Source organism: Rhodococcus sp. 14-1411-2a (genome assembly GCF_002259485.1).
Taxonomy (GTDB): Bacteria; Actinomycetota; Actinomycetes; order Mycobacteriales; family Mycobacteriaceae; genus Rhodococcoides.
Window position 1 is genome coordinate 649,618 of sequence record NZ_NPGA01000020.1, and the last position, 21,730, is coordinate 671,347.

Consider the following 21,730-nt stretch of genomic DNA (forward strand, 5'->3'; position numbering starts at 1 on the left):
GCGACAACCGGACACGCCGTTCGGGGTGGGTCGTCGCGGGATCAGGCGTCGACACCGGATTCGGCCTGCGCGAGTTCGCGCTTCCACACTCGGAACGTCTCCTCGGTTCGGCCGCGACGCCAGTAGCCCGAGATCGAGGCCCACTCGGCACCGACACCCCGCTCCTTACGGATGTAGGGCCGAATGTTGTGCATGACGGCCTGGGCTTCGCCGTGCACGAAGACCTGAGCCTGCCCCGGCAGCCATTCCGTTTCCTTCACCGCTGCGATCAGCGGTGCGTTGTCTCCGGCTCGGTCGTCTCCGACCTCGTTCGAGGACGCACCCCGGTGAATCCAGGTCACGTCGACGACAGCGAGCGTCTCCATGTAGATCTCGTCGTGCCTGTCGGCAACTTCGATGAAGACCTTGGCGACGGCATCCTCCGGGAGTGCTTCGACAGCAGCCGAAATCGCCGGAATCGCCGATTCGTCGCCGGCGAAGAGGTGCCAGTCCGCGTCGGGGCGCGGGGCGTACCCACCCGACGGGCCGAAGAACGACATCTCGTCCCCCGGCTTCGCCCGGGTGGCCCACGGCCCGGCGACTCCCTCGTCTCCGTGCACCACGAAGTCGATGGCGATCTCCCGAGCGCGAGTATCCACCGAGCGAACGGTGTACGTGCGCATGATCGGTTCGTCATCGGTCCCGAAGAACAACTTGACGTAGGCGTCGGTCTCGTCGATCGCATCGAAGTCGTCGAAACCGGCCCCACCCAGGTAGACCCGGTGCATGTGCGGGGTGAGCGCTTCGGTGCGCAGGACGGACAGGGTGGTTTTCTTGCGTGGCACTTCTGACCCCTCTTCGAGTGAACGACGCCGACAGCCGATGCGTCGACTAAGCATTACCTAACACCCTACCGTTAGGCTCTCGAATCGTGGTGCGCTCACCCACGCACGACGCGGAACCATCCGGTCTCGTCGCTGGCGACGAAACCGTCCATCTCCAGTACCGGCAGGGATGCGCGCACCTTGTTCAGCGGAACACCGGAGTGCTCGGACAGCTCTCTACTCGATACCGAACCGGTTGCCGGCAACGCGTCGTAGATCAGCAGGGCGGTGTCCGACAGCGCATCGGTCTCCCGAAAGAGGTCGGGTCGAGGCTCCTCCGGGGACCCGAGTGCACCCGCCTCGGCGACCACATCGTGCGAGCTCGACACCAGCACGGCCTCGCCGTCCCGGATCATGCGGTGGCAGCCCGTGGACGTCGGCGAGGTGACCGGCCCAGGGACCGCGAGCACGGGCCTACCCAATTTCGCCGCCCACGCCGCTGTGTTGCGAGCACCGCTGCGCCACCCGGCCTCGACGACCACCACAGCCGATCCGAGTGCCGCGACGAGCCTGTTGCGAGCGAGGAAACGATGCTTCGCCGGTGTCGTACCCGGCGCGTATTCACTGAGAACCAGGCCACTGGCAGCGATCTGCCGCAGTAACCGCGAATGGCCCGCTGGATACGCACGATCGACGCCACAGGCGAGTACCGCCATCGTCGTACCCTCGACTCCGAGAGCCGCCCGGTGCGCCGCGGCGTCGATACCGAAAGCGGCTCCCGAAATGACGGTCCACCCGTCGAGCGCCAGATCGGCGGATATCTCCGCCGTCACATGATCACCGTAGGGACTCGAGGCGCGTGTCCCGACGATGGACACCGAACGCTCGGTGATCGTTGCGACCGGCCGAGTTCCCAGTGCCCACAACGCAATCGGTGGGCAGGTATCCACCCCTGCGGTCATACCCGGTCCGTCGAATCCGAGAAATCGCCACGCCGGCCACTCGTCGTCGTCCGGCGTGATCAACCGACCACCGAGCGCAGCGATGTGATCGAGATCTGCTGCCGCGGTGTCGATGTGGGCGCGGACCGCGAGCCGCTCCCCCAACCTGCCCGCCCGCACGGCTTCTGCCGTCGCTTCGGGACCGTGCGCTGCAGCATGATCGACCACCGGCCGATGCGGACCCTGCGCCACGCGAGAGAGATACGCCCAGGCGAGTCGACGCGCGTCGTGCGTCATGCCACTCCCCTGTCACGGAAATCCAACGCGGCTCCGACCTCGTCGGCACCGGGGACCGAACCACCGGCGAGATCGTTCAGCGTCCACGCCACCGAATGGCTCGGTCTGCGCCGCGCGCGGTCAGCGATCCGTTGCGCAACGCACGCTCGACCGGAGCGAGCGTCGAGCGTGCCAATCGAAATCGTTGGCGCAGAGCGGGTCCGGGAACCTCCGCATTGGTCCTCCAGCCGAACTCTCGCCACCGCTGCGCGGCGGCGTCCCTGGCCCCCGTCACGCGTGCGCGAATTTCGCTCGTACCCTCCCCCACCTCGTCGACCAGTGCACCTGTCGCGACACCCATCATCTGAATTCGCAGATCGACGCGATCCAGCAATGGCCCGGACAGCTTGCCGAGATATTTGCGTCGCGCTGTGGGCGGGCAGACGCAGTCGACCTGCCGCGCAGGCGCACACGGACACGGATTGGCTGCGAGAACCAACTGAAACCTGGCCGGATACCTGGCCACACCGTCACGACGGGCAATACGAATCTCTCCGTCCTCCAACGGAGTACGCAACGCCTCGAGTACCCGGACGCTCATCTCGGCGCACTCGTCCAGAAACAGGACTCCGCGATGTGCGCGGCTGACTGCCCCCGGTTTGGCCATTCCGGTTCCGCCCCCGACCAAGGCACTCACCGAGGTCGAATGATGCGGCGCGATGAACGGCGGTGACGTGATGAGCGGCCGCGCCGTGGTCAACAGGCCCGCCACCGAGTGGATGGCTGTCACTTCGAGCGCTTCGGATTCGGTCAGCGGCGGCAGAATCCCCGGAAGACGTTGCGCCAACATCGTTTTTCCGATGCCCGGTGGCCCGGTCAACATGATGTGATGTGCGCCTGCGGCGGCGACCTCCAGAGCCCATCGCGCATCGGCCTGTCCGGCAACATCACTGAGGTCCGGATAGATCTCCTCGTGCCATTCGGTCGGGACGGGTGATTCGAGGGCCTGCTCACCACGAAGCCAGGCCACCACGTCCCCGAGCGAACCCGCACCCAGCACCTCGATTCCGTCCACCAGACCCGCCTCGGGCAGACATTGCAGCGGAACGACCACTCGCTGCCAGCCCGCACTCTTGACCGCGAGCACCCCGGGCAGGACCCCACGGACTGCGCGCAGCCTCCCATCGAGTGCCAGCTCACCCAGAAACACGGTCTCGGACAGGCATCCACGCGGAATCGCCTTCGCGGCATCGAGAACCGACAACGCGAGTGCGAGGTCGTACACCGATCCGCCCTTGGGCAACGTCGCGGGCGACAGAGCGAGAATCACCCGACTGTCCGGCCAGGTACCGCCCGAGTTCTTCACAGCGGCTTTGACTCGGTCACGCGATTCGTTCAGCGCAGTATCGGGAAGACCGACAAGATGTGTGCCAGGTAGGCCCTGCCCGATATCGGCTTCGATTTCCACCAGCACACCGTCGACCCCGTTGACCGCCACCGAATGCGCTCTCCCGAGTGGCATCAGAACGCGGCCCGAACGTGCGTGATGACCGGTTCCTCGTGGCGACCGACCACGATCGCGATCACGTCGAATCTGATCTGCACCCACGGTCCCTGCTGCAGCGAAAGCCACCGCAGCGCCAGCCCTCTGATTCGAGTCTGTTTCGTGTACGTCACCGCTTCGGCGGGTGTTCCGTATCCGATTCCCGATCGAGTCTTCACTTCGACGAACACCACCGTCTCGCCCTCGCGCGCAATGATGTCGAGTTCTCCGGAACGATGCCGCCAGTTCCGCTCGATCACCTCGAGACCGATGTCCTCGAGATGGCGCACCGCGAGTTCCTCACCGCGCGCACCGAGTTCCTGGTTGGTTGCCATGTCCGCCATTCCTCCACTCTCCGACCGTGCATTGCGGCCGATTCGGTCGTCTCGACGGTGGCACGACCCGAAAGAGGAGAAGCGAAGAAAGCGCAGGTGGGAAATTGCCCTGTGGACAACTGCTCGACTGTGGACGAACGGTCCGATTGTCGGCGGCGATCAGTCCACCGTGTCGGACCGCCGTGCTATGGCTCGTAGCGTGTCCGAGCCGCCGGGCGAAAGCGGACTCCATACGCAAAAAGCTCCGTCCTGATTCAAAGAATCGGACGGAGCTGATGCGGCTTGTCGATACCGACATCGAAAGTGCCGATACGCAAAACGTGCTGCCGAGACACCGAGCCTCGGTTCGCGAAAGGACGGTCAGTGAGCAGCCTCGTAGGCCGCTTGCACATCCTGACTGATACGGCCGCGGGCACTGACCTCGTGACCGTTCTCGCGGGCCCATGCTCGAATGTCCTGCAGATCCACCTTGCCGCGAGCCGGTGCCGATGCAGCGCCGCCCTTACGGGTGCGGCGTCCGGAAATCTTCTCGGCGTGCTCGATCCAGAATGCCAACTGTTCGTGCAATTCGTTGGCATGTTTGAGGTTCAAATCGATGCGGTACTGGTTTCCACCGATGCCGAATTCGATGGATTCACCTTGGCCGTCTTTGATGACCGATCCGTCCACATCGTCGATCATCTGCACAAGCGTCTTGCGTGCCATCTCGTACCTCTTACACGTCTGGGGGATGTGATATTCAAGTTCTACCACCCATTCTCGTATCCACGCAAAGAACTGCAGGCGTTTCGTGACGTGTCGAATCGACGAATATCGGTGCAGAAATTGTCCAGCATTTCGAGCGACTAATCGACCAATTCGAATAGCTTTGTTGCGCAATCGATTTCACACGGGAAAACCGATCGCAACCGCCGTGCACCATTGGACGGGGAACAACTTTCCGTGACACCGAACACGGAAACAGGACATGCGGACCGATTTGGCCGGGCGTCCAATTTTTCGGGTGGCAAAACGATCGGTACAGCACGACCGCATCGCATCGGGTGGTTCGCAGCAGGCTGATCCGACATCCGACGCTCAGGGCGACTCCGTCAGGCCCCAGCCTCGGACGAGGAGCTATTCCGGCAGACGAAGATCTGGTTTGTCCAACTCTTCGATGTTGACGTCCTTGAAGGTGATCACCCGGACATGCTTGACGAAACGGGCGGGGCGATACATGTCCCACACCCACGAGTCGGACATGCGCAATTCGAAGTAGATTTCACCGTCGGCGTTGTGCGGAATGAGTTCTACGGAGTTCGCCAGATAGAACCGCCGCTCGGTTTCGACGACGTAGTTGAACTGACCCACGATGTCCCGATACTCGCGATACAGCGAGAGCTCCATCTCGGTTTCGTACTTTTCGAGATCTTCGGCACTCATCGGTCTCTTTCATCCTCCAGTCGGGCGTGAACAGCAATCATCGCGTACCGGCGTCGCGGCAGTCCATTCGCCCCAGGGCGTCGACGGCGTCAGGAGAAAGCCCCGCGGCGGCCGCTGCGACATTCGCGTAGGACATTCGATGCTCGCGGCTGGGCCCGAGAGCGGTCATGGCGGCCGAGTGAGCACGGGTGCTGTACCCCTTGTGCACGGCGAATCCGTAGCCGGGAATCGTTTCGTCCAACTGCACCATCAATCGGTCCCGGGAGACCTTCGCGAGCACGCTCGCCGCGGCGATGCACGCTGCGGTGGCGTCACCGGCGATCACCGGTAGCGACGGAACCGGAAGGCCGGGCACTCGAAAGCCGTCGGTGAGTACGTAGCCCGGGGTCATGCCGAGCCCGGCAACAGCGCGTCGCATTCCTTCGATGTTCGCCACGTGGACCCCGATGCGGTCGACCTCGGCCGCATCGATCGACACCACACTCCATGCCAGTGCCAGCCTCTGGATCTTGGGAAAGAGCTCTTCGCGCCGTCGCTCGGTCAACTTCTTCGAGTCGTCCAGATCCGCCAGGGCGGCATGTGCTCGCGCCCCGAGAACACACGCTGCGACCGTCAACGGACCGGCGCAGGCTCCTCTTCCCGCTTCGTCGACTCCTGCGACCGGCCCGAGTCCGCTCCGCTCCAACGCCGATTCCATCGTCCGTAATCCGGCCGCTCGTCGGATGATCGGACGCGGCGGCCACGACGACCGAGTCAAAGTTGCGCGCGCACGCGGCGCACGTCGCGGGGTTGCCGTCATCGACCCTGGATGTCGGGAGAATCCAGGATGCCGGTTCGTGACGGCGGCAGTGCGATGAACACGGCCTTCCCGATCACGTTGTCGAGGGGAACGGTTCCGGTGAATTCGTCGGTGACGTGATACCGGGAATCTCGCGAGTTGCTCCGGTTGTCGCCCATGACCCAGACGTTGCCCTCCGGCACGGTGACGGGGTCGAAGCATCGTCCGGACTTCAGTTCGGTGTCGCACGTCATCGTTCCCGGGGTGAACGGGAAATCCATCTGGATGTACGGCTCGTCCAACGGCTGTCCGTCGACGAGCACTCGACCTTGATCGTCACAGCATTCGACGGTCTGACCGCCGGTGGCGATGACGCGCTTGACCAGATCGTTCTCGTCGGGCGCGACGACTCCGATCAACGAGCCGACTTCCTGTGCGCCACGAATCACCGAGTTGTCGGACCGCTGTGACACGAATTCGTCGTTCCACGAATCCGGGCCACGGAAGACGACGATGTCGCCGGGCTTCGGGTCGCCGAACCGGTATCCGATCTTCTCCACCACGATGCGGTCACCGGTGCAGCCGGTGCAGCCGTGCAAGGTCGGCTCCATCGATTCGGACGGGATCAGATACACCCGTGCGACGAATGTCTGGAGCAGAAAACTCAGTACCAGCGCTACCAGAATCAGAATGGGGAGCTCACGCCAGAACGATCGGGGCTTGCGTTCCCGACGCTTCTTCCGTGAAGACTCGTCGTCGGGCTCGTCGATTGGATCCTGTGGGGACTGCGTCACGTGATCAGGTTAGCCGGAACCGTCGCCCGCACGGCCGGACGGTCTGCGCATGGGCGGTTCGCGGCTCTCGATCCGCCCGTCGGCAGGGTTGAATGCGGGCCGATCGCGGGCAGAACGCACCATGCCGCGTCGCCCTGACGGGCAACGCGGCATGGTGTGAACTGATGTGTCCGGGCGGAACCGGTCAGCGCTTTTCCTTGATCTTGGCGGCCTTGCCACGCAGATCGCGGAGGTAGTAGAGCTTGGCGCGACGGACGTCACCGCGGGTGAGGACCTCGAACTGGGCGATGTTGGGGCTGTGCACCGGGAAGGTGCGCTCGACACCGACGCCGAACGAGACCTTGCGGACCGTGAACGTTTCGCGAACGCCACCGCCCTGACGTCGGATGACGACGCCCTTGAAGATCTGAATGCGCTCCTTCGAGCCTTCGATGACCTTGACGTGCACGTTCAGCGTGTCGCCGGGGCGGAAATCGGGGATGTCGCTACGCAGCGACTGATTGTCGAGAAAGTCCAGAGTGTTCATCGGTTGTGCCATCCTTGCGTTCTGCGCATGAGTAGAGGAACCGAGCGGCTCGCTGACACAGCGGCTCGACTGGTTCGTACTCCGAGTGAGGTCCGTGCCTGCTAGAGGCAACCCGACCATTGTGCCAGACCATCAGGCGTTCGACGAAATCGGCGCTTCTCGGCTCGCCGCCGTCCCGCTCGGCATCGGCGCAGGCAGTACCGTCCGCGCCAATTCTTGCTCCGTGGCCTCACGTGCATGCACGATGCTCGGCTTGCCTGCGATCGCGTCCTGAAGATAGATCTTGGCCCGAATGATCGGCCGTCGCCACCGCTTCTCCCGGCGCAGTGCGCGTTCCATCTTCTTCGGCCTGGTGGTGTAGCGCCACCTCGCCCACGGGGCACTCGGCCTGCTCAACCGCACTGCGGCCAGAACGAGGATCGGCAGGACGAACAGCCCGAGCAGTCCGGTCCAGATCTTTCCTTTGAGCAGTACGACGACACCCAGCGCGAGATTGGCCAGGGCCAACACCGCAAGGGTGCCGCGCACCCACGGGTCGGGATCGGACCGGAAGCCGGCCGGGCTGAGCAGCTCCAGAGGGTGCAAGCCGAGCAGCAGCAGGCCGGTGAATCCCACTGCCGCGAACACGGCGTCCACCGACGTGCGCCCCTGTTCGGACCAGTAGACATCGCGGAGATAGAAGATCAACGCGAACTCGTCGAGGACGAGAGCTGCCCCGATACCGAAGATCGCGGCCAGCATCGCCCCGACCGACTCGGAACCGTCGACGTACACCGCGATCAAGCCGATCCCCGCCAGCAGCATCAACACGATCCCGAAGACGACATGGTGGATGTGCTGACCGCCGGGCGTGATGTTTCCCGGCCACCACTTCACATCTGCGCGAATCATCCTGACGCTGAGTCGGATCAGCAGGAACCCCAGCAACAGCCCCAGTAGGAAGCACAGCAGCGGCAGGCGGCCGTGATCGATGACCCCGTGTTGCAACCACCTCACGTGTGGCTCACGTCCTTCCTGCCGAACGGCCGAACGACCGGTGAATCACCGTTCACACTATTCGTGTTCGGGACCGCCCAGGGCAGCATCGACCCGAGGATCCGCCCACTATTTTCCGAATCCCGCCTTCCGAAGCGCATCGGCCATGGAACCGGCCGCCGGTGCTGCCGACTGGCCGCCGCCGCGCTGTGGGCGCGCGTCTCGACTTCGGTTGCTCTGGCCGCTGCCCGCAGCTCTGCCCTGGCCTCGGGGCCGGTCGGGCTGCTGTCCGCGAGAGGCGTCCTTGCCGCCACCGGCACCGGGCTCGTCGTCCAGCCGCAGACTCAGGCCGATGCGCTGCCGCGGGAGGTCGACCTCCATGACCTTGACGCGCACCACGTCACCGGACTTGACGACCTCACGAGGGTCCTTGACGAAGTTGTGCGACATCGCCGAGACGTGAACCAGACCGTCCTGGTGCACACCGACGTCGACGAAGGCACCGAAGGCGGCCACGTTGGTCACCACGCCCTCGAGCGTCATGCCCGGCTTCAGATCGGCGACCTTCTCGATGCCGGCCGCGAAGGTAGCGGTCTTGAACTCCGGACGAGGGTCGCGGCCCGGCTTCTCGAGCTCGGAGATGATGTCCGTGACAGTGGGCAGTCCGAATCGCTCGTCCACGAATTCGGCGGGATCGAGACCCCGCAGCAGCGAGGTGTTGCCGACAACGTCGCGCACCCCGACGCCGGCCTTGCCGACGATGCGGCGCACCACCGGATACGCCTCCGGGTGCACGCTCGACCGATCGAGTGGGTCCTCGCCGCCCGAGATTCGCAGGAACCCGGCGCACTGCTCGAAAGCCTTCGGCCCCAATCGCGGAACGTCCTTGAGGGTGCTACGGCTGGCGAACGGACCGTTCTGGTCGCGGTGCGCCACGATGCTCTCGGCGAGAGAGCCTGCGATACCGGAGACCCGCGAGAGCAACGGTACCGACGCGGTGTTGACATCGACGCCGACAGCGTTCACCGCGTCCTCCACCACGGCCCCGAGGGAACGGGCCAGCAGGGTTTCGGAGATGTCGTGCTGGTACTGCCCGACGCCGATGGACTTGGGATCGATCTTGACCAGCTCGGCCAGCGGATCCTGCAACCTGCGGGCGATCGAGACGGCACCGCGGATCGAGACGTCGAGTTCGGGCAGCTCGCTCGAGGCGTACGCGGAGGCGGAGTACACCGACGCGCCGGCCTCGGACACCACCACCTTGGTCAGGTTGGCGGCGGGGAACTTGGCGATCAATTCTGCTGCCAGCGAGTCGGTTTCACGCGATGCGGTGCCGTTGCCGATGGCGATCAGTTCGACCTTGTGCTTGGCGGCCAGGCCGGCGAGGGTGGCCACCGCCTGATCCCACTTGCCCTGCGGCTTGTGCGGGTAGATGGTGTCGTGGTCGACGACCTTGCCGGTGGCGTCGACGATGGCGACCTTGGTGCCGGTACGGAAGCCCGGGTCCAGGCCCATGGTGGTGCGGTTGCCTGCCGGAGCGGCGAGCAGCAGGTCCTTGAGGTTGCTCGCGAAGACGTCGACGGCGTCCTTCTCGGCCGACTGACGCAGTCGCATACGAGTGTCGAGGGAGACGGTCACCAGCATCTTGGTGCGCCACGCCCATCGGACGGTATCGAGCAGCCACTTGTCGGCCGGCCGGCCGCGATTCGCGATTCCGAACTTGGTGGCGATCCGACCCTCGTAGACGCTCGGCACCCCGGGGGTCGGTTCGTCGCGCTCGGGCTCGAAGCCGAGCGAGAGCACCTCTTCCTTCTCGCCTCTGAGCGTGGCGAGGATTCGGTGCGAGGGCAGGCTCGTGAACGGTTCCGAGAACTCGAAGTAATCGGAGAACTTGGCACCCTCCTCCTCCTTGCCCTTGCGAACCGACGCGACGAGCTTGCCGGATGTCCACATCAGTTCGCGCAGCTCGCCCACCAGGTCCGCGTCCTCGGCGAAGCGCTCGACGAGAATCGCCCGTGCGCCGTCGAGTTGCTCCTGATCGAACTGGGCCGGGTCGGTGGTGGGGTCGGAGAACAGAGCGTCGGCGACGGGCTCGTGCCCGGCCTCACGCGCGATCTGAGCCTTGGTTCGACGCTTGGGCTTGAACGGCAGATAGATGTCCTCGACGCGCGCCTTGGTGTCGGCCAGCATCAGCGACTGCTCCAGCGCGTCGTCGAGCTTGCCCTGCGAGCGGATGGACTCGATGACGGCGTCTCTGCGCTCGTCGAGCTCGCGCAGATACCGAAGTCGCTCATCGAGCTGACGCAGTTGCGTGTCATCGAGAGTGCCGGTGACTTCCTTGCGGTAGCGCGCGATGAACGGGACCGTCGACCCGCCGTCGAGCAGTTCCACGGCGGCACGAACCTGTTCTTCACGAACGTCGAGTTCTTCGGCTATGCGCTTGTTCACAGATTTCAGAGCAGTGGTCACGGCGATGGACCCTACCGCTAACGTGGGACAAGTCGGTCAGCGGTTCAACGTGTGGGAGAGATACGCGGATGGTCAGGGGGTCTCGGTTCCTGGCTGCAGCCTGCGCCTCCCTGATACTGGCCGGATGCTCGGCTCCTCCCGACGACCAGGTCGGCGACTCCGACTCGAAGGACACCGCCGAGACGTCGGCGTCGCCCTTTCCCGACATGAAAAAGGTCGACGGCGTAGCCCTCGAAGCTCGTATCCCGATGGCGATCGCGTCGGCCCAGGCCCGCGGTGCCGACGTCGATTTCGCACTGTTGGATCGTCGGACGGGCTCCTATTACAGCAGCAATGCCGATATCCAGGTCGAAACCGCATCGGTATCCAAGCTGTTCATCGCCGACGAGGTGTTGTTCCGAGCACAGTCGGAGAACCGTCCTGTCTCTGCCGACGACCTGACCACCATGACGAGCATGCTCGAGTTGTCCGACGACAACGCCGCGTACACGCTCTGGTATCGCTACGGCTCGTCGGAGATCGTGCGCACGGTCGCGGCTCGCTACGGCTTGACGAGCACCACGCCGCCCGGGGACGACGAGTGGTACAACACCGAGACCACGCCCAGCGACCTGGTCGGTTACTACGCGGGGTTGCTCAACGGCAGCGGCGGTCTGACCACTGCATCCACGGACATCGTGATCGGAATGCTGCGCCGTTCGGCACCGATTGCCGCGGACGGCTACAAGCAGCACTTCGGGATCGTCGACGGTTTGCCCGGCGAGAGTGTGCACGCTGTGAAACAGGGCTGGATGTGCTGCGTGTCCGATCGGTGGGTACACCTGTCGACGGGCACCATCGGTGTCGACAACCGCTACGTTCTGGCTCTGTCGTCACGCGAGGACATCTTCTACGCCGACGACTTGGAAAGTTATCCGGACACCGCGGTGGTCGACGTCAGTGACGACGCCAGCGCGCTGCATGCCAGGGACACTCTCACCGGATTCGTCTCGATGCTCTTCCCCGACGGCACCGTCAGCTGAATTCGTCAGTCTTGCAACAGGTCCGGACGACGCTCGGCGGTCCTGTCCAGTGACTGCTGTCGGCGCCACGCAGCGATCTTGGCGTGATCACCCGAGAGCAGTACCTGCGGAACGTCGAGATCACGCCACTGTGCGGGACGCGTGTAACTCGGCCCCTCGAGCAGACCGTCGGAGAACGAATCCTCCTGGTGCGACTGCTGATTGCCGAGAACCCCTGGCATCAGCCGCACCACGGCCTCGGCCATGACGAGAACAGCCGCTTCGCCGCCGATGAGCACGTAGTCGCCGATGCTGACTTCCTCGACACGGACCCGACGTGCGGCATCGTCGAACACTCGTTGATCGATGCCTTCGTATCGGCCGCAGGCGAATACGAGATGCTTTTCGGAGGACCACCGCTCGGCTGTCCGCTGGGTGAACGGGACGCCGGCAGGCGTCGGAACGACGAGGAGAGAATCGTCGGTCAGCACGTCGTCGAGTGCGTCTCCCCAGACGGTCGGCTTCATGACCATTCCCGGTCCGCCGCCGTAGGGCGAATCGTCGACGGCCTTGTGCACGTCATGAGTCCACGACCGCAGATCGTGGACCTCGACCGAGACCAGGCCGCGGTCGATTGCTTTGCCCAGCAACGCGGTTCGGAGCGGCGTGAGGTACTCGGGAAAGATGGTGACGACGTCGAGGCGCACGATCTACTCCGGATCCAGCAGACCCTCGGGCGGATCGATCTCGATCGTCTTGTCTGCCAACGACACCGTCGTCACGATGGCCGCTACGAACGGCACGAGGATTTCGGCGCGTGCTGCTTCGCCGGAACTCGGATTCGGCGTGATGGAGAGCAGCTCCCCCGCTGCGGAGTGGAGAACTTCGCGGACCGTTCCCACGACGGTGCCGTCGGTCAGGATCACCGTGAGGCCTTCGAGTTCGTGGTCGTAGAACTCGTCCGGGTCGTCGGACGGCGGAAGATCGGTGGATTCGACGACGAACAGAATGCCCCTGAGTTGGTCTGCGGCCGTCTTGTCGTCGATACCGTTCAGACGCAGCAGAAGCCGCCCGGAGTGTTCCCGGACGGCGTCCACTGTGTACGAGGCTGGCTCGGCGTTCGATCGAGGCTTGCGGCCCGACAGAACGGTTCCTTCGGCGAAGCGGTCGTCGGGGTTGTCGGTGCGAACCTCGACGACGACTTCGCCTTTGATGCCGTGCGACTTCGCGACACGGCCGATGACCAGCTCCATGATGGGTACGTGACCTACTGGTCCGTGTCGACCACGTCGACGCGGATGCCGCGACCACCGATTCCCGAGACGAGAGTGCGCAGTGCCGTAGCGGTACGACCGCCACGGCCGATGACCTTGCCCAGATCGTCGGGGTGCACGTGGACCTCCACGGTGCGGCCCCGACGGCCGGTGATCATCTCGACGCGAACGTCATCGGGATTGGCGACGATGCCGCGAACGAGGTGTTCGACGGCATCGGCGACAACGGCACTCACTTCTCAGCAGCCTCGGCGGCCGGCGCGTTTGCCGTCTCGGTTGCTGCAGCGTCGGTGGTCTCCGCAGCGGCGTCGTCGGCCTTGGGAGCCTTCTTCTTCTTGGCGGTGGTGGCCTCGCCCTGGGGCTCGGAGTCGGCCTGCGCCAGTGCGGCGTTGAACAGGTCGAGCTTGGACGGCTTGGGCTCGGCGAGGCGGAGGGTTCCCTCGGCACCGGGGAGGCCCTTGAACTTCTGCCAGTCGCCGGTGATCTTGAGCAGAGCCTCGACCGGCTCGGTCGGCTGTGCGCCCACGCTCAGCCAGTACTGCGCCCGCTCGGAGTTGATCTCGATGATGCTGGGGTCCTGCTTGGGCTCGTACGTGCCGATGGTCTCGATCGCACGGCCGTTACGACGGGTGCGGGCATCGGAGATGACGACGCGGTAGTGCGGGGTGCGGATCTTGCCGATACGCATGAGCTTGATCTTGACAGCCATGTTCTGGTGGAGCCTTTCGAAAGTTGGTCACGGCGCAATTCAGCGGTCCGCACGGCATGCGAACCCGGTTTTGCGTTGAAGGGTGTTGTGACCGCCGCTCGGTACGTAACCGGATGACGGGCGAACAGCTGTTCATTGTGCCAGACGGGTCGCACTATCGGTGAATCGGGCCCGCAGAACCACTCCCGTCAGGCGAGCAGGACCACCAGGGCAGGAAGGGTGTTGTTCAACGAGTGTGCCGTGATCGACGCGACGATCGAACCGGAACGCATTCGAGCGATTCCGATTGCGAATCCTCCCCACAACAGCACCACCAGGCGCCACCACTCTCGGTGCCACACCGCGAACAACACCGCGGTGATCGCCAGGACCACCCATCGGTTGCCCAACCAGGCCATCGGCATCGGGCGGGTGCGTTTCTCGAGCGCTCCCCACAGCATGCCGCGGAACATCGTTTCCTCGCAGATCGGTGCACCGAGCCAAATCCACAGGGCCAGAACGATTTTCAAGCCGACTGCCATATCCGTGACCGCGCCGAGGGGCGTCGGGTCGCCGACTTCGATACGGGACAACAGAATCAGAGCCAGCACTATGCCGCCGACCACGGCGACGCCACCCCACGCCAACCCGGATCGGAGGTGCCCGAGAAATTCGGGGATGGATCTGGGGAGGCCGAAGTCGACGACGGGGCCGTTGCCCCGCGACTTCGAGATGGCCACCGCCACTCCCGTGGCGAGCAGGCTCGGGATCATGATGCCCACCACGAAGACGGCCGAGGCGTCCGACGTCACGACGAGGCCGAGCACCAGGAATCCGGCCAGATTGAGCCCCAGCACCAGTGCCGCGGCCGGCAGTCCCCACCGTTGGCCGCGTCTGCGTTCGAGCGCGGCCTGCTCGGCGCGCCAGTAGGTTTCGGACAGTCCCGATCCTTGCTGATGAACGTGATTCATCGGAGCCAGACCGGCCCAGCTGGGGCGGTCGGGATCGGCTCGTCCTGCGCCGTCACCCGGGTCGGTCACCCCCGGACCGTCGATCCACTCGTCGTGCGACCACGCCGGTCGGTCACTCGTCCGCGAAGGATCACCAGATCCGGGTTGGACAGCACATCCGGTCCGCCTCGCGGATCCTCGACGTAGACCACGAGATCGGCGGGCGCGCCGTGTTCGAGCCCCTGTCGACCCAGCCACGACCGGGCCTCCCAGCAGGCGGCACCGAGTGCATCGGTCGGTGAGAGTCCGACGGCCGCGAGTGCGGCGACCTCGTCGGCGATACGACCGTGCGCGATCGAACCGCCTGCGTCGGTGCCTGCGTAGATCGGAATGCCTGCGTCGTGAGCTCGTCCGACGGTATCGGCGACGCGTTCGTGCAGCGCCCGCATGTGCCGGGCGTAGACGGGATACCGGGTGGCGGAGTCGGCGATGCCGGGGAACGTCTCGATGTTGATCAGCGTCGGTACCAGTGCGGTGCCGTGATCGACCATCATCTCGACGGTCTCGTCGGTCAGGCCGGTGCCGTGTTCTATGCAATCGATTCCCGCCGCGATCAATCCGGGCAGGGCATCCTCACCGAAGACGTGTGCGGTCACCCGCGCGCCCTCGGCGTGGGCAGCGGCGATGGCGTCGACGAGGATCGAGTCGTTCCACAGCGGTCGGAGATCTCCCACCGAACGATCGATCCAGTCGCCGACGAGCTTGACCCAGCCATCGCCGAATCGTGCCTGTTGGGCCACCGCCTCGGGCAGCTGCGATTCGTCCTCGATGTCGATTGCCAGACCCGGGATGTAGCGCTTCGGTGATGCGATGTGACGGCCCGCTCGGATGATGCGGGGAAGGTCCTCGTATTCGTCCAGCTCGCGCGTGTCCACCGGAGACCCGGCGTCGCGCAACAGCAGCGCGCCGACGCCTCGCTCGGTCTCGGCCTGGCGGATCGACCCGATCAGGTCCGTGTGTCCCCCGCCGTACTCGATTCCGACATGGCAGTGGGCGTCCACCAGACCGGGCAGAATCCAGCCGCCGTCGTGAACGAGATCGGCATCCGCGATCGGCTCCGTGGACAGGACGCCACCCTCGATCCACAGATCGATCTCGGACCCGTCCGGCAGTCCGCGGCCCCGCACCCGCATCGCCGACACGTGCGCGCTTACTTCTTGGGTAGTTTCAGCTGCGACAGATCGATGCCTTCGAGCCCCGGTGGCAACTGGTCGAGGCCCTTGGGCATGGACGACAGGTCGGGCATTCCGGCAGGCATTCCGCCCGGCATGCCCGGGAATCCACCGCGGATCTTCGGCTGCGTCGGGCCGCGTGCACCCTTCTTGCCCTTCTTGCCCTTCTTGTTGTTCCGCACCTGCTTGCGCGCGCCCGGCATTCCCATCCGACCGGCCATCGCAGACATCATCTTGCGCGCCTCGAAGAATCGGTCGACGAGCTGATTGACGTCGGAGACCTTGACGCCCGAGCCGTTCGCGATACGGAGTCGACGCGACGCGTTGATGATCTTCGGGTCGTTCCGCTCCTGTGGCGTCATGCCGCGGATAATCGCTTGCACGCGGTCGAGTTGTTTCTCGTCGACGTTGGCGAGCTCTTTCATCTGCCCGGCACCGGGCAGCATACCCAGCAGGTTTCCGATGGGTCCCATCTTGCGGACGGCCATCATCTGCTCGAGGAAGTCGTCGAGCGTGAGTTGCCCCGAGCCGATCTTGTTGGCCGTCGCCTCGGCCTGCTCGGCATCGAAGTGCTGCTCGGCCTGCTCGATGAGGCTCAGCACGTCGCCCATGCCGAGGATGCGGCTGGCCATGCGATCGGGGTGGAAGACGTCGAAGTCCTCGAGCTTCTCACCGGTCGACGCGAACATGATCGGCTGGCCGGTGACCTCGCGGACACTCAGCGCGGCACCGCCGCGAGCATCGCCGTCGAGCTTGGTGAGAACGACACCGGTGAAGCCGACGCCGTCACGGAACGCCTCGGCGGTACTGACGGCATCCTGGCCGACCATCGCGTCGAGAACGAACAGTGTCTCGTCCGGCTGGACCGCGTCACGAATTCCCGCGGCCTGACTCATCAGCTCGGTGTCGATGCCGAGGCGACCAGCGGTGTCGACGATGACCACGTCGTACTGCTTGCTTCGAGCCTCGGCGATGCCGGCCCGAGCGACCTCGACGGGATCCGCGGCCGAGACTCCGAGTGCATTGTCGCCGCCACCGATGGACGTGCCCGGATGCGGCGCGAAGACGGCGGCACCGGCGCGCTCGCCCACGATCTGCAGCTGGCTCACAGCACCGGGACGCTGGAGGTCGCACGCGACGAGCAGTGGGGTGTGGCCCTGGCCCTTGAGCCATTTCGCGAGCTTGCCCGCCAGCGTCGTCTTACCCGAACCCTGCAGACCGGCGAGCATGATCACCGTTGGCGGGTTCTTGGCGAACACGAGCCTGCGAGTCTCGCCGCCGAGGATGCCGACCAGTTCCTCGTTGACGACCTTGACTACCTGCTGGGCGGGGTTGAGCGCGCCCGAGACCTCGGCACCCTTGGCCCGGGCCTTGATTCGGCTGATGAACTCACGTACGACGGGCAGTGCCACGTCCGCTTCGAGCAGGGCAAGACGGATCTCACGGGCGGTGGCGTCGATATCCGCGTCGGACAGTCGACCTTTGCCACGCAGGTCCTTGAGAGTCCCGGTCAACCTGTCGGAAAGGGATTCGAACACCGATTGCACTCCTGAGCTAGCCGATCACCGAAAACGAGCCGAATCCGGCACGGTCACCACACTAGCGGCAGCACGCCGCGCCGTCTCTGGGGCGTTCGACTGTCGTGTCGAACGTGGCGATGTCGAGTCAGGCCAGGCGCGCGGAATCGTTCCACGTCACTGCAACTCCCCGCGTCGCGAGCCACTGCGCGGGGTCGACCTTGACGCCGGAGGGATCGTGTACCTCGAAGTGCAGATGTGGGCCGGTCGACTGGCCGCGGTTGCCCACGGTTGCGATCTGCTCACCGGCCGCCACGCGCTGACCGGGCTGAACCGAGAAGTCGTTGACGTGCCCGTAGACCGTCTCGGTGCCGTCGTCGTGCCGCACCTTGACCCAGAGACCGAAGCCGGATGCCGGTCCTGCGTCGGACACGGTGCCGTCAGCGGCGGCGTAGATGGGCGTTCCGATGGGTGCCGCGATGTCGAGGCCGCTGTGCTGGGTTCCCCATCGCGAGCCGAAGTTGGACGTCAAAACTCCTGCCACGGGCTGCACTGTGCCCTTCTTCAGCGAGCGCAGGCTGTCGAGAGGAGACTCCGCACCCAACTGCCCCAGGCCGACGTCGTCGAGCCATTGCTGGGCGGCAGCACCGGGATCGGCGACTCCGAACGAGGCCAGTGGGTCGGCGGTCGGTGCCGGTGCCGGTGCAGGCGCGGGTGCGGTAGGCGCGGCCTCGGGCGGTGCCGGCTGCGACGGTGCGGGCGGGGGCGCGAACTGTGGGGGAAGGAACTGCGGGAGCTCGAACTGGGGCAGCTCGAATCCCGCGGGCAGCAGACCCTCCGGTACGGCGAACGGCAGTCCTGCTGCGGGTGCCTCGGGGATCGGCGCGGCACCTGCGGTACCGGCACCCATCGTCGTCGCGCCGACGACGATCGCGCCGGTCGCGGCGACGATGGTTGCCGCCCGTCGGCCGAGGTCGGGTGTGTCCTGTACGGCGCGGTGTCTGCCGCTCGTCGGACGCGCCGCGATGTCGGTCGGTGTGTGGACGGTCGACCGTCGGTGGGATCCCACAGTTGGTGCCTCTCGAAAGATCAGGAGTGGAGCCTGCAGGAACGACGTGGTTCGAGCAGTGTGGAGCCTGCAGGAACGACGTGGTTCGAGCAGTGTGGAGCCTGCAGGAACGACGTGGTTCGAGCAGTGTGGTGGTCGCTCGAACGGTCGAGAGTGTCGTTTCTGCGTCTGGGACGAATGTAACAAATCGGCATCGGCGCAAGGCCCGGTGGCCGGAAGTTCGTGAATAGTCACCAGCGCGAGTCGGTCTGCTCTCGCATTCCGACCCGCGGTCAGGTGCCTTCGGGCTTTTCCGGGGGCTTGGGCGGTTCCGGGGCAGGTACCACCGCGAGGATCGCGCGCTCGAGGTCCTCGCGAACCGCCCTGCTGTCGGCTCCCGCAAGGTCGATGCAGAAGGAGTCGACCACCGAGCTACCCAGGGTCGAGACGCGGGCCCACCGGATGTCCGATCCCTGCTGTTCGATCGCACTGGCCAGTCGGCAGAGCAGACCGAGCCGGTCCTCTGCTCGTAGCTCGAGCACCACCTGCCCGGGTTCGTTGTCGTCGAACCACAGCACCCGAGGCGGAGCTTGGGCGTAGAGAACCGGGACTGCAGAATCCTCGGCATCGTCCTCGACGGTTTCGGCTCTGGCGTCGCGTTCCTTGGCGTCGAGCACGGCGACGAGGTCGAGTTCGCCGGCCTGGGCTCGGATGATTTCCTGCCGCAGCAGACCGGCCTGTGGCGGGGATCCGAAGAGCGGCGCGACGTCGAACGAGTTGATCGCCGATCCCTCGTGACTTCCGAGGGAGGCCGAGAGAACGCGAAGCGAATGCAGCGCGAGGACTCCTGCGGCGTCGGAGAGCAGCCCGGGCGTGTCGGGGGCGATGACGGTGACGACGAAGGTGTGCAGCCCGTCGGTCGGCGCGATGTCGACATGGACGCCTCCCCGCGCTGCGAGTTCGACGTGCGCAGGGTCGAGTGGATCCGGAGAGGGCAGACTCTCCCCCGCCATCACCAATCGGCAACGGCGCACGAGCTCGCGGATGAGCGAGGCCTTCCAGTCGCCCCACACCCCCGGTCCGGTGGCGAGCGAATCCGCCTCCGCCAGTGCGTGGAGCAGCTCGAGCAAGATGGTGTCGGCACCGAGGGCGTCGACGACGGTTTGCACGGTTGCCGGGTCGTCGAGGTCGCGTCTGGTGGCGGTCTCCGGCAGCAGCAGGTGGTATCTCACCATCGACGTCAGCAGTGCCACGTCGGACGGCCACAGTCCTAGCCTGTTGCCGATCTGGATGGCCAGATCTGCACCGACGACGCTGTGGTCGCCGCCGCGTCCCTTGCCGATGTCGTGGATCAGCGCGCCGAGCACCAACAGGTCCGGACGCGCAACTCGGGTGGTCAATGCGCTTGCGTAGGCTGCAGTTTCGACCAGGTGCCGATCGACTGTCCACGTGTGCACGGCATCTCGCGGTGGCAGATCGCGTACCGCGCCCCACTCCGGAATGAGCCTGCCCCACAGTCCGGTTCGATCGAGAGCTTCGATGGCCGCGATGGCTTTGCGACCCGATCCGAGCAACACGAGCAGATCGTTGAGGGCTTCCTTCGGCCAGGGTTCGCGGAGCTCGGGCGCGCTGTCGGACAGTCGGTTCAGGGTCGAGGCCGACATCGGCATTCCGGTCTGCGCCGACGCCGCAGCGACACGCATGATCAGACCCGGATCCTTGTTCGGCCGCGCGTCGCGGGCGAGAACGACCTCGCCGCCGTGTTCGACGACCCCCTCGTCCAGCGGCCGCCGGATCGGAACTCGACGAAGGCGTGAAAGACCCTTTCGGGGAAGCGAATTGCCGGCGGTGCGCAGTCCGACGTCGACCGAGTAGCTGATGGTGCGGGCCGAATCGCTCAGTACGCGAGCGAGATCGAAGCGGTCTCCGATCCGCAGCGCGGCACCGATCTCGTCGGCGTCCTGCGCCCGCAGTTGATCCCGTGCTCGACCGGCGACGCGGTGCAGTTCGGTGCGCACGTCCAACAGGCGTCCGTGTGCGAAGGCCAAACCGCCACCGGGCGATTCGGGCCCGAGCCCGGGCATGCCGTCGGTCAACTGCGCGATGGAGAGGGCGTCGAGCAACTGAACATCACGCAGCCCTCCGCGGCCGCTCTTGAGATCGGGTTCGGCGCGGTGTGCAATCTCACCGCTGCGCGACCACCGCCCGCGGGTCTGCTCGATCAGCTCGTCGAAGCGCCCTCGAATACCGTTGCGCCACTGGCGACGTACGCCGCCGATGAGGAGGTTGCTCAATTCGACGTCGCCGGCGATGTGCCGCGCCTCGAGCATGCCGAGAGATGCCGTCATGTCGGCCGCCGCCACCTGCAGAGCCTGTGGCACCGTTCGCACGCTGTGGTCGAGCTTGATGTGTGCGTCCCACAACGGGTACCAGAGCTTGTCGGCGACATCGGAGACGATGCGTGGTTCGAGATCGTCGTGCAGCAGTATCAGGTCCAGATCCGAGTACGGCAGCAGTTCGCGTCGAGCAAGACCGCCTACGGCGACGATCGCGAAACCGGAGTCCGGTTTGATCCCGAGCTCTGCACCTTTGGTGGTCAGCCAGAACTCGTGCAGATCGACCAGAGCCTGCCGGAGCGAGGGTGCATCGAGTCGACGATTGCGTGTTCCGCCGTCGAGCAATTGTTTTCTGGCCCGAGCGAGATCTGCTGCAGCATCGCTCGTGCCCTTCGATGCGGAGCCCATGGAGACCGAAGGCCCCGATCCTGACGCTTTCGCGCCAGAACCGGGGCCCACGGCCCGAGACCCTTTGGGGTCAGAGTGCATCAGCGCCACGTTCTCCGGTGCGGACTCGGATGACCGAGTCGACCGGGGAAACCCAGACCTTGCCGTCACCGATCTTGCCGGTGCGTGCAGCCTCGACGATGACCTCGACGACCTTCTCCACAGCGGCGTCGTCGACGACTACCTCGACACGGACCTTCGGGACGAAGTCGACGGAGTACTCCGCACCTCGGTACACCTCGGTGTGGCCCTTCTGGCGGCCGTATCCCTGAACTTCACTGACTGTCATTCCGAGTACGCCGGCCTGCTCCAGCCCCGTCTTGACGTCCTCCAGGGTGAACGGTTTGACGATTGCCGTGATCAGCTTCATTTTTG

The 21,730-nt window shown here is 65.3% G+C and carries 21 protein-coding genes and 1 pseudogene; 1 reads left to right on the forward strand and 21 read right to left on the reverse strand.

What is annotated here, in order from left to right; all coding sequences use genetic code 11:
* Positions 1 to 41: 41 nt before the first annotated feature.
* The 11 genes and pseudogenes from CH291_RS24015 to CH291_RS24065 form a co-directional block, all read right to left on the reverse strand.
* Positions 42 to 824, reverse strand: a complete 783-nt coding sequence (locus CH291_RS24015; protein WP_094669808.1) for a siderophore-interacting protein — start codon at positions 822 to 824, stop codon at positions 42 to 44.
* A 95-nt stretch (positions 825 to 919) separates the two neighbouring features.
* Positions 920 to 2,041, reverse strand: a complete 1,122-nt coding sequence (gene dprA, locus CH291_RS24020; protein WP_068282569.1) for a DNA-processing protein DprA — start codon at positions 2,039 to 2,041, stop codon at positions 920 to 922.
* Positions 2,038 to 3,542 (reverse strand): annotated as a pseudogene (locus CH291_RS24025) (YifB family Mg chelatase-like AAA ATPase). Before CH291_RS24025 ends, dprA begins: the two are co-directional and overlap by 4 nt.
* Positions 3,542 to 3,898: a YraN family protein gene (locus CH291_RS24030; RefSeq protein WP_094688919.1), complete on the reverse strand. Its 357-nt coding sequence runs from the start codon at positions 3,896 to 3,898 to the stop codon at positions 3,542 to 3,544. Before CH291_RS24030 ends, CH291_RS24025 begins: the two are co-directional and overlap by 1 nt.
* Positions 3,899 to 4,258: 360 nt before the next feature.
* Positions 4,259 to 4,603 carry a histone-like nucleoid-structuring protein Lsr2 gene (locus tag CH291_RS24035; protein WP_068049609.1) on the reverse strand — a complete coding sequence of 115 codons (345 nt, stop codon included), beginning with the start codon at positions 4,601 to 4,603 and terminating at the stop codon, positions 4,259 to 4,261.
* A 411-nt stretch (positions 4,604 to 5,014) separates the two neighbouring features.
* Entirely contained in the window at positions 5,015 to 5,320 is a 306-nt protein-coding gene (locus CH291_RS24040) for a DUF2469 domain-containing protein (protein WP_008717288.1), read from the reverse strand.
* A 37-nt stretch (positions 5,321 to 5,357) separates the two neighbouring features.
* Complete coding sequence (locus CH291_RS24045; RefSeq protein ID WP_218829054.1) at positions 5,358 to 6,119, reverse strand: ribonuclease HII; 762 nt, start codon at positions 6,117 to 6,119, stop codon at positions 5,358 to 5,360.
* Entirely contained in the window at positions 6,116 to 6,868 is a 753-nt protein-coding gene (gene lepB / locus CH291_RS24050) for a signal peptidase I (RefSeq protein ID WP_256980973.1), read from the reverse strand. The genes CH291_RS24045 and lepB overlap by 4 nt, the downstream gene beginning before the upstream one ends.
* Positions 6,869 to 7,076: 208 nt before the next feature.
* A complete protein-coding gene (gene rplS, locus CH291_RS24055; RefSeq protein WP_027496692.1) occupies positions 7,077 to 7,418 on the reverse strand; it encodes a 50S ribosomal protein L19 in 342 nt (113 codons plus the stop codon).
* A gap of 132 nt (positions 7,419 to 7,550) precedes the next feature.
* Positions 7,551 to 8,405, reverse strand: a complete 855-nt coding sequence (locus CH291_RS24060; RefSeq protein ID WP_094688921.1) for a hypothetical protein — start codon at positions 8,403 to 8,405, stop codon at positions 7,551 to 7,553.
* Between the two features lie 117 nt (positions 8,406 to 8,522).
* Positions 8,523 to 10,862: a Tex family protein gene (locus CH291_RS24065; RefSeq protein ID WP_094688793.1), complete on the reverse strand. Its 2,340-nt coding sequence runs from the start codon at positions 10,860 to 10,862 to the stop codon at positions 8,523 to 8,525.
* A 68-nt stretch (positions 10,863 to 10,930) separates the two neighbouring features.
* On the opposite strand from CH291_RS24065, the gene CH291_RS24070 reads away from it, so the two are divergent.
* Positions 10,931 to 11,884 (forward strand): serine hydrolase, encoded by a 954-nt coding sequence (locus CH291_RS24070; protein WP_094688794.1) that lies wholly within the window; start codon positions 10,931 to 10,933, stop codon positions 11,882 to 11,884.
* 5 nt (positions 11,885 to 11,889) lie between these two features.
* On the opposite strand, the gene trmD is transcribed toward CH291_RS24070, so the two are convergent.
* The 10 genes from trmD to CH291_RS24120 all read right to left on the reverse strand — a co-directional run bounded on the left by trmD (position 11,890) and on the right by CH291_RS24120 (position 21,725).
* A complete protein-coding gene (gene trmD, locus CH291_RS24075; protein WP_068049592.1) occupies positions 11,890 to 12,570 on the reverse strand; it encodes a tRNA (guanosine(37)-N1)-methyltransferase TrmD in 681 nt (226 codons plus the stop codon).
* 3 nt (positions 12,571 to 12,573) lie between these two features.
* Positions 12,574 to 13,116 (reverse strand): ribosome maturation factor RimM, encoded by a 543-nt coding sequence (gene rimM, locus CH291_RS24080; RefSeq protein ID WP_094688795.1) that lies wholly within the window; start codon positions 13,114 to 13,116, stop codon positions 12,574 to 12,576.
* A 14-nt stretch (positions 13,117 to 13,130) separates the two neighbouring features.
* On the reverse strand, positions 13,131 to 13,373 hold the full coding sequence (locus CH291_RS24085) for an RNA-binding protein (RefSeq protein WP_027496687.1): 243 nt from the start codon (positions 13,371 to 13,373) through the stop codon (positions 13,131 to 13,133).
* Positions 13,370 to 13,846 carry a 30S ribosomal protein S16 gene (gene rpsP / locus CH291_RS24090; RefSeq protein WP_094688796.1) on the reverse strand — a complete coding sequence of 159 codons (477 nt, stop codon included), beginning with the start codon at positions 13,844 to 13,846 and terminating at the stop codon, positions 13,370 to 13,372. Before rpsP ends, CH291_RS24085 begins: the two co-directional genes overlap by 4 nt.
* 188 nt (positions 13,847 to 14,034) lie before the next feature.
* On the reverse strand, positions 14,035 to 14,865 hold the full coding sequence (locus CH291_RS24095; protein WP_179276644.1) for a CPBP family intramembrane glutamic endopeptidase: 831 nt from the start codon (positions 14,863 to 14,865) through the stop codon (positions 14,035 to 14,037).
* Positions 14,862 to 15,968, reverse strand: coding sequence for an amidohydrolase family protein (locus tag CH291_RS24100; RefSeq protein WP_094688797.1), 1,107 nt, complete (start codon positions 15,966 to 15,968; stop codon positions 14,862 to 14,864). Before CH291_RS24100 ends, CH291_RS24095 begins: the two co-directional genes overlap by 4 nt.
* Before the next feature lie 17 nt (positions 15,969 to 15,985).
* Positions 15,986 to 17,545: a signal recognition particle protein gene (gene ffh / locus CH291_RS24105; protein ID WP_068049621.1), complete on the reverse strand. Its 1,560-nt coding sequence runs from the start codon at positions 17,543 to 17,545 to the stop codon at positions 15,986 to 15,988.
* Between the two features lie 127 nt (positions 17,546 to 17,672).
* Positions 17,673 to 18,593 carry a M23 family metallopeptidase gene (locus CH291_RS24110; protein ID WP_094669803.1) on the reverse strand — a complete coding sequence of 307 codons (921 nt, stop codon included), beginning with the start codon at positions 18,591 to 18,593 and terminating at the stop codon, positions 17,673 to 17,675.
* A gap of 272 nt (positions 18,594 to 18,865) precedes the next feature.
* Entirely contained in the window at positions 18,866 to 21,397 is a 2,532-nt protein-coding gene (locus CH291_RS24115) for a [protein-PII] uridylyltransferase (RefSeq protein WP_094642435.1), read from the reverse strand.
* Complete coding sequence (locus CH291_RS24120; protein WP_019664269.1) at positions 21,387 to 21,725, reverse strand: P-II family nitrogen regulator; 339 nt, start codon at positions 21,723 to 21,725, stop codon at positions 21,387 to 21,389. The genes CH291_RS24115 and CH291_RS24120 overlap by 11 nt, the downstream gene beginning before the upstream one ends.
* Positions 21,726 to 21,730 lie beyond the last annotated feature (5 nt).

Excerpts from the sequence above, each read along its gene's own strand:
- dprA (WP_068282569.1), bottom strand. The coding sequence starts at position 2,041 with ATGACGCACGACGCGCGTCGACTCGCCTGGGCGTATCTCTCTCGCGTG.
- CH291_RS24030 (WP_094688919.1), bottom strand. The coding sequence starts at position 3,898 with ATGGCAACCAACCAGGAACTCGGTGCGCGCGGTGAGGAACTCGCGGTG.
- CH291_RS24035 (WP_068049609.1), bottom strand. The coding sequence starts at position 4,603 with ATGGCACGCAAGACGCTTGTGCAGATGATCGACGATGTGGACGGATCG.
- CH291_RS24040 (WP_008717288.1), bottom strand. The coding sequence starts at position 5,320 with ATGAGTGCCGAAGATCTCGAAAAGTACGAAACCGAGATGGAGCTCTCG.
- CH291_RS24045 (WP_218829054.1), bottom strand. The coding sequence starts at position 6,119 with ATGACGGCAACCCCGCGACGTGCGCCGCGTGCGCGCGCAACTTTGACT.
- rplS (WP_027496692.1), bottom strand. The coding sequence starts at position 7,418 with ATGAACACTCTGGACTTTCTCGACAATCAGTCGCTGCGTAGCGACATC.
- CH291_RS24070 (WP_094688794.1), top strand. The coding sequence starts at position 10,931 with ATGGTCAGGGGGTCTCGGTTCCTGGCTGCAGCCTGCGCCTCCCTGATA.
- rimM (WP_094688795.1), bottom strand. The coding sequence starts at position 13,116 with ATGGAGCTGGTCATCGGCCGTGTCGCGAAGTCGCACGGCATCAAAGGC.
- rpsP (WP_094688796.1), bottom strand. The coding sequence starts at position 13,846 with ATGGCTGTCAAGATCAAGCTCATGCGTATCGGCAAGATCCGCACCCCG.
- CH291_RS24100 (WP_094688797.1), bottom strand. The coding sequence starts at position 15,968 with ATGCGGGTGCGGGGCCGCGGACTGCCGGACGGGTCCGAGATCGATCTG.
- CH291_RS24115 (WP_094642435.1), bottom strand. The coding sequence starts at position 21,397 with ATGCACTCTGACCCCAAAGGGTCTCGGGCCGTGGGCCCCGGTTCTGGC.
- CH291_RS24120 (WP_019664269.1), bottom strand. The coding sequence starts at position 21,725 with ATGAAGCTGATCACGGCAATCGTCAAACCGTTCACCCTGGAGGACGTC.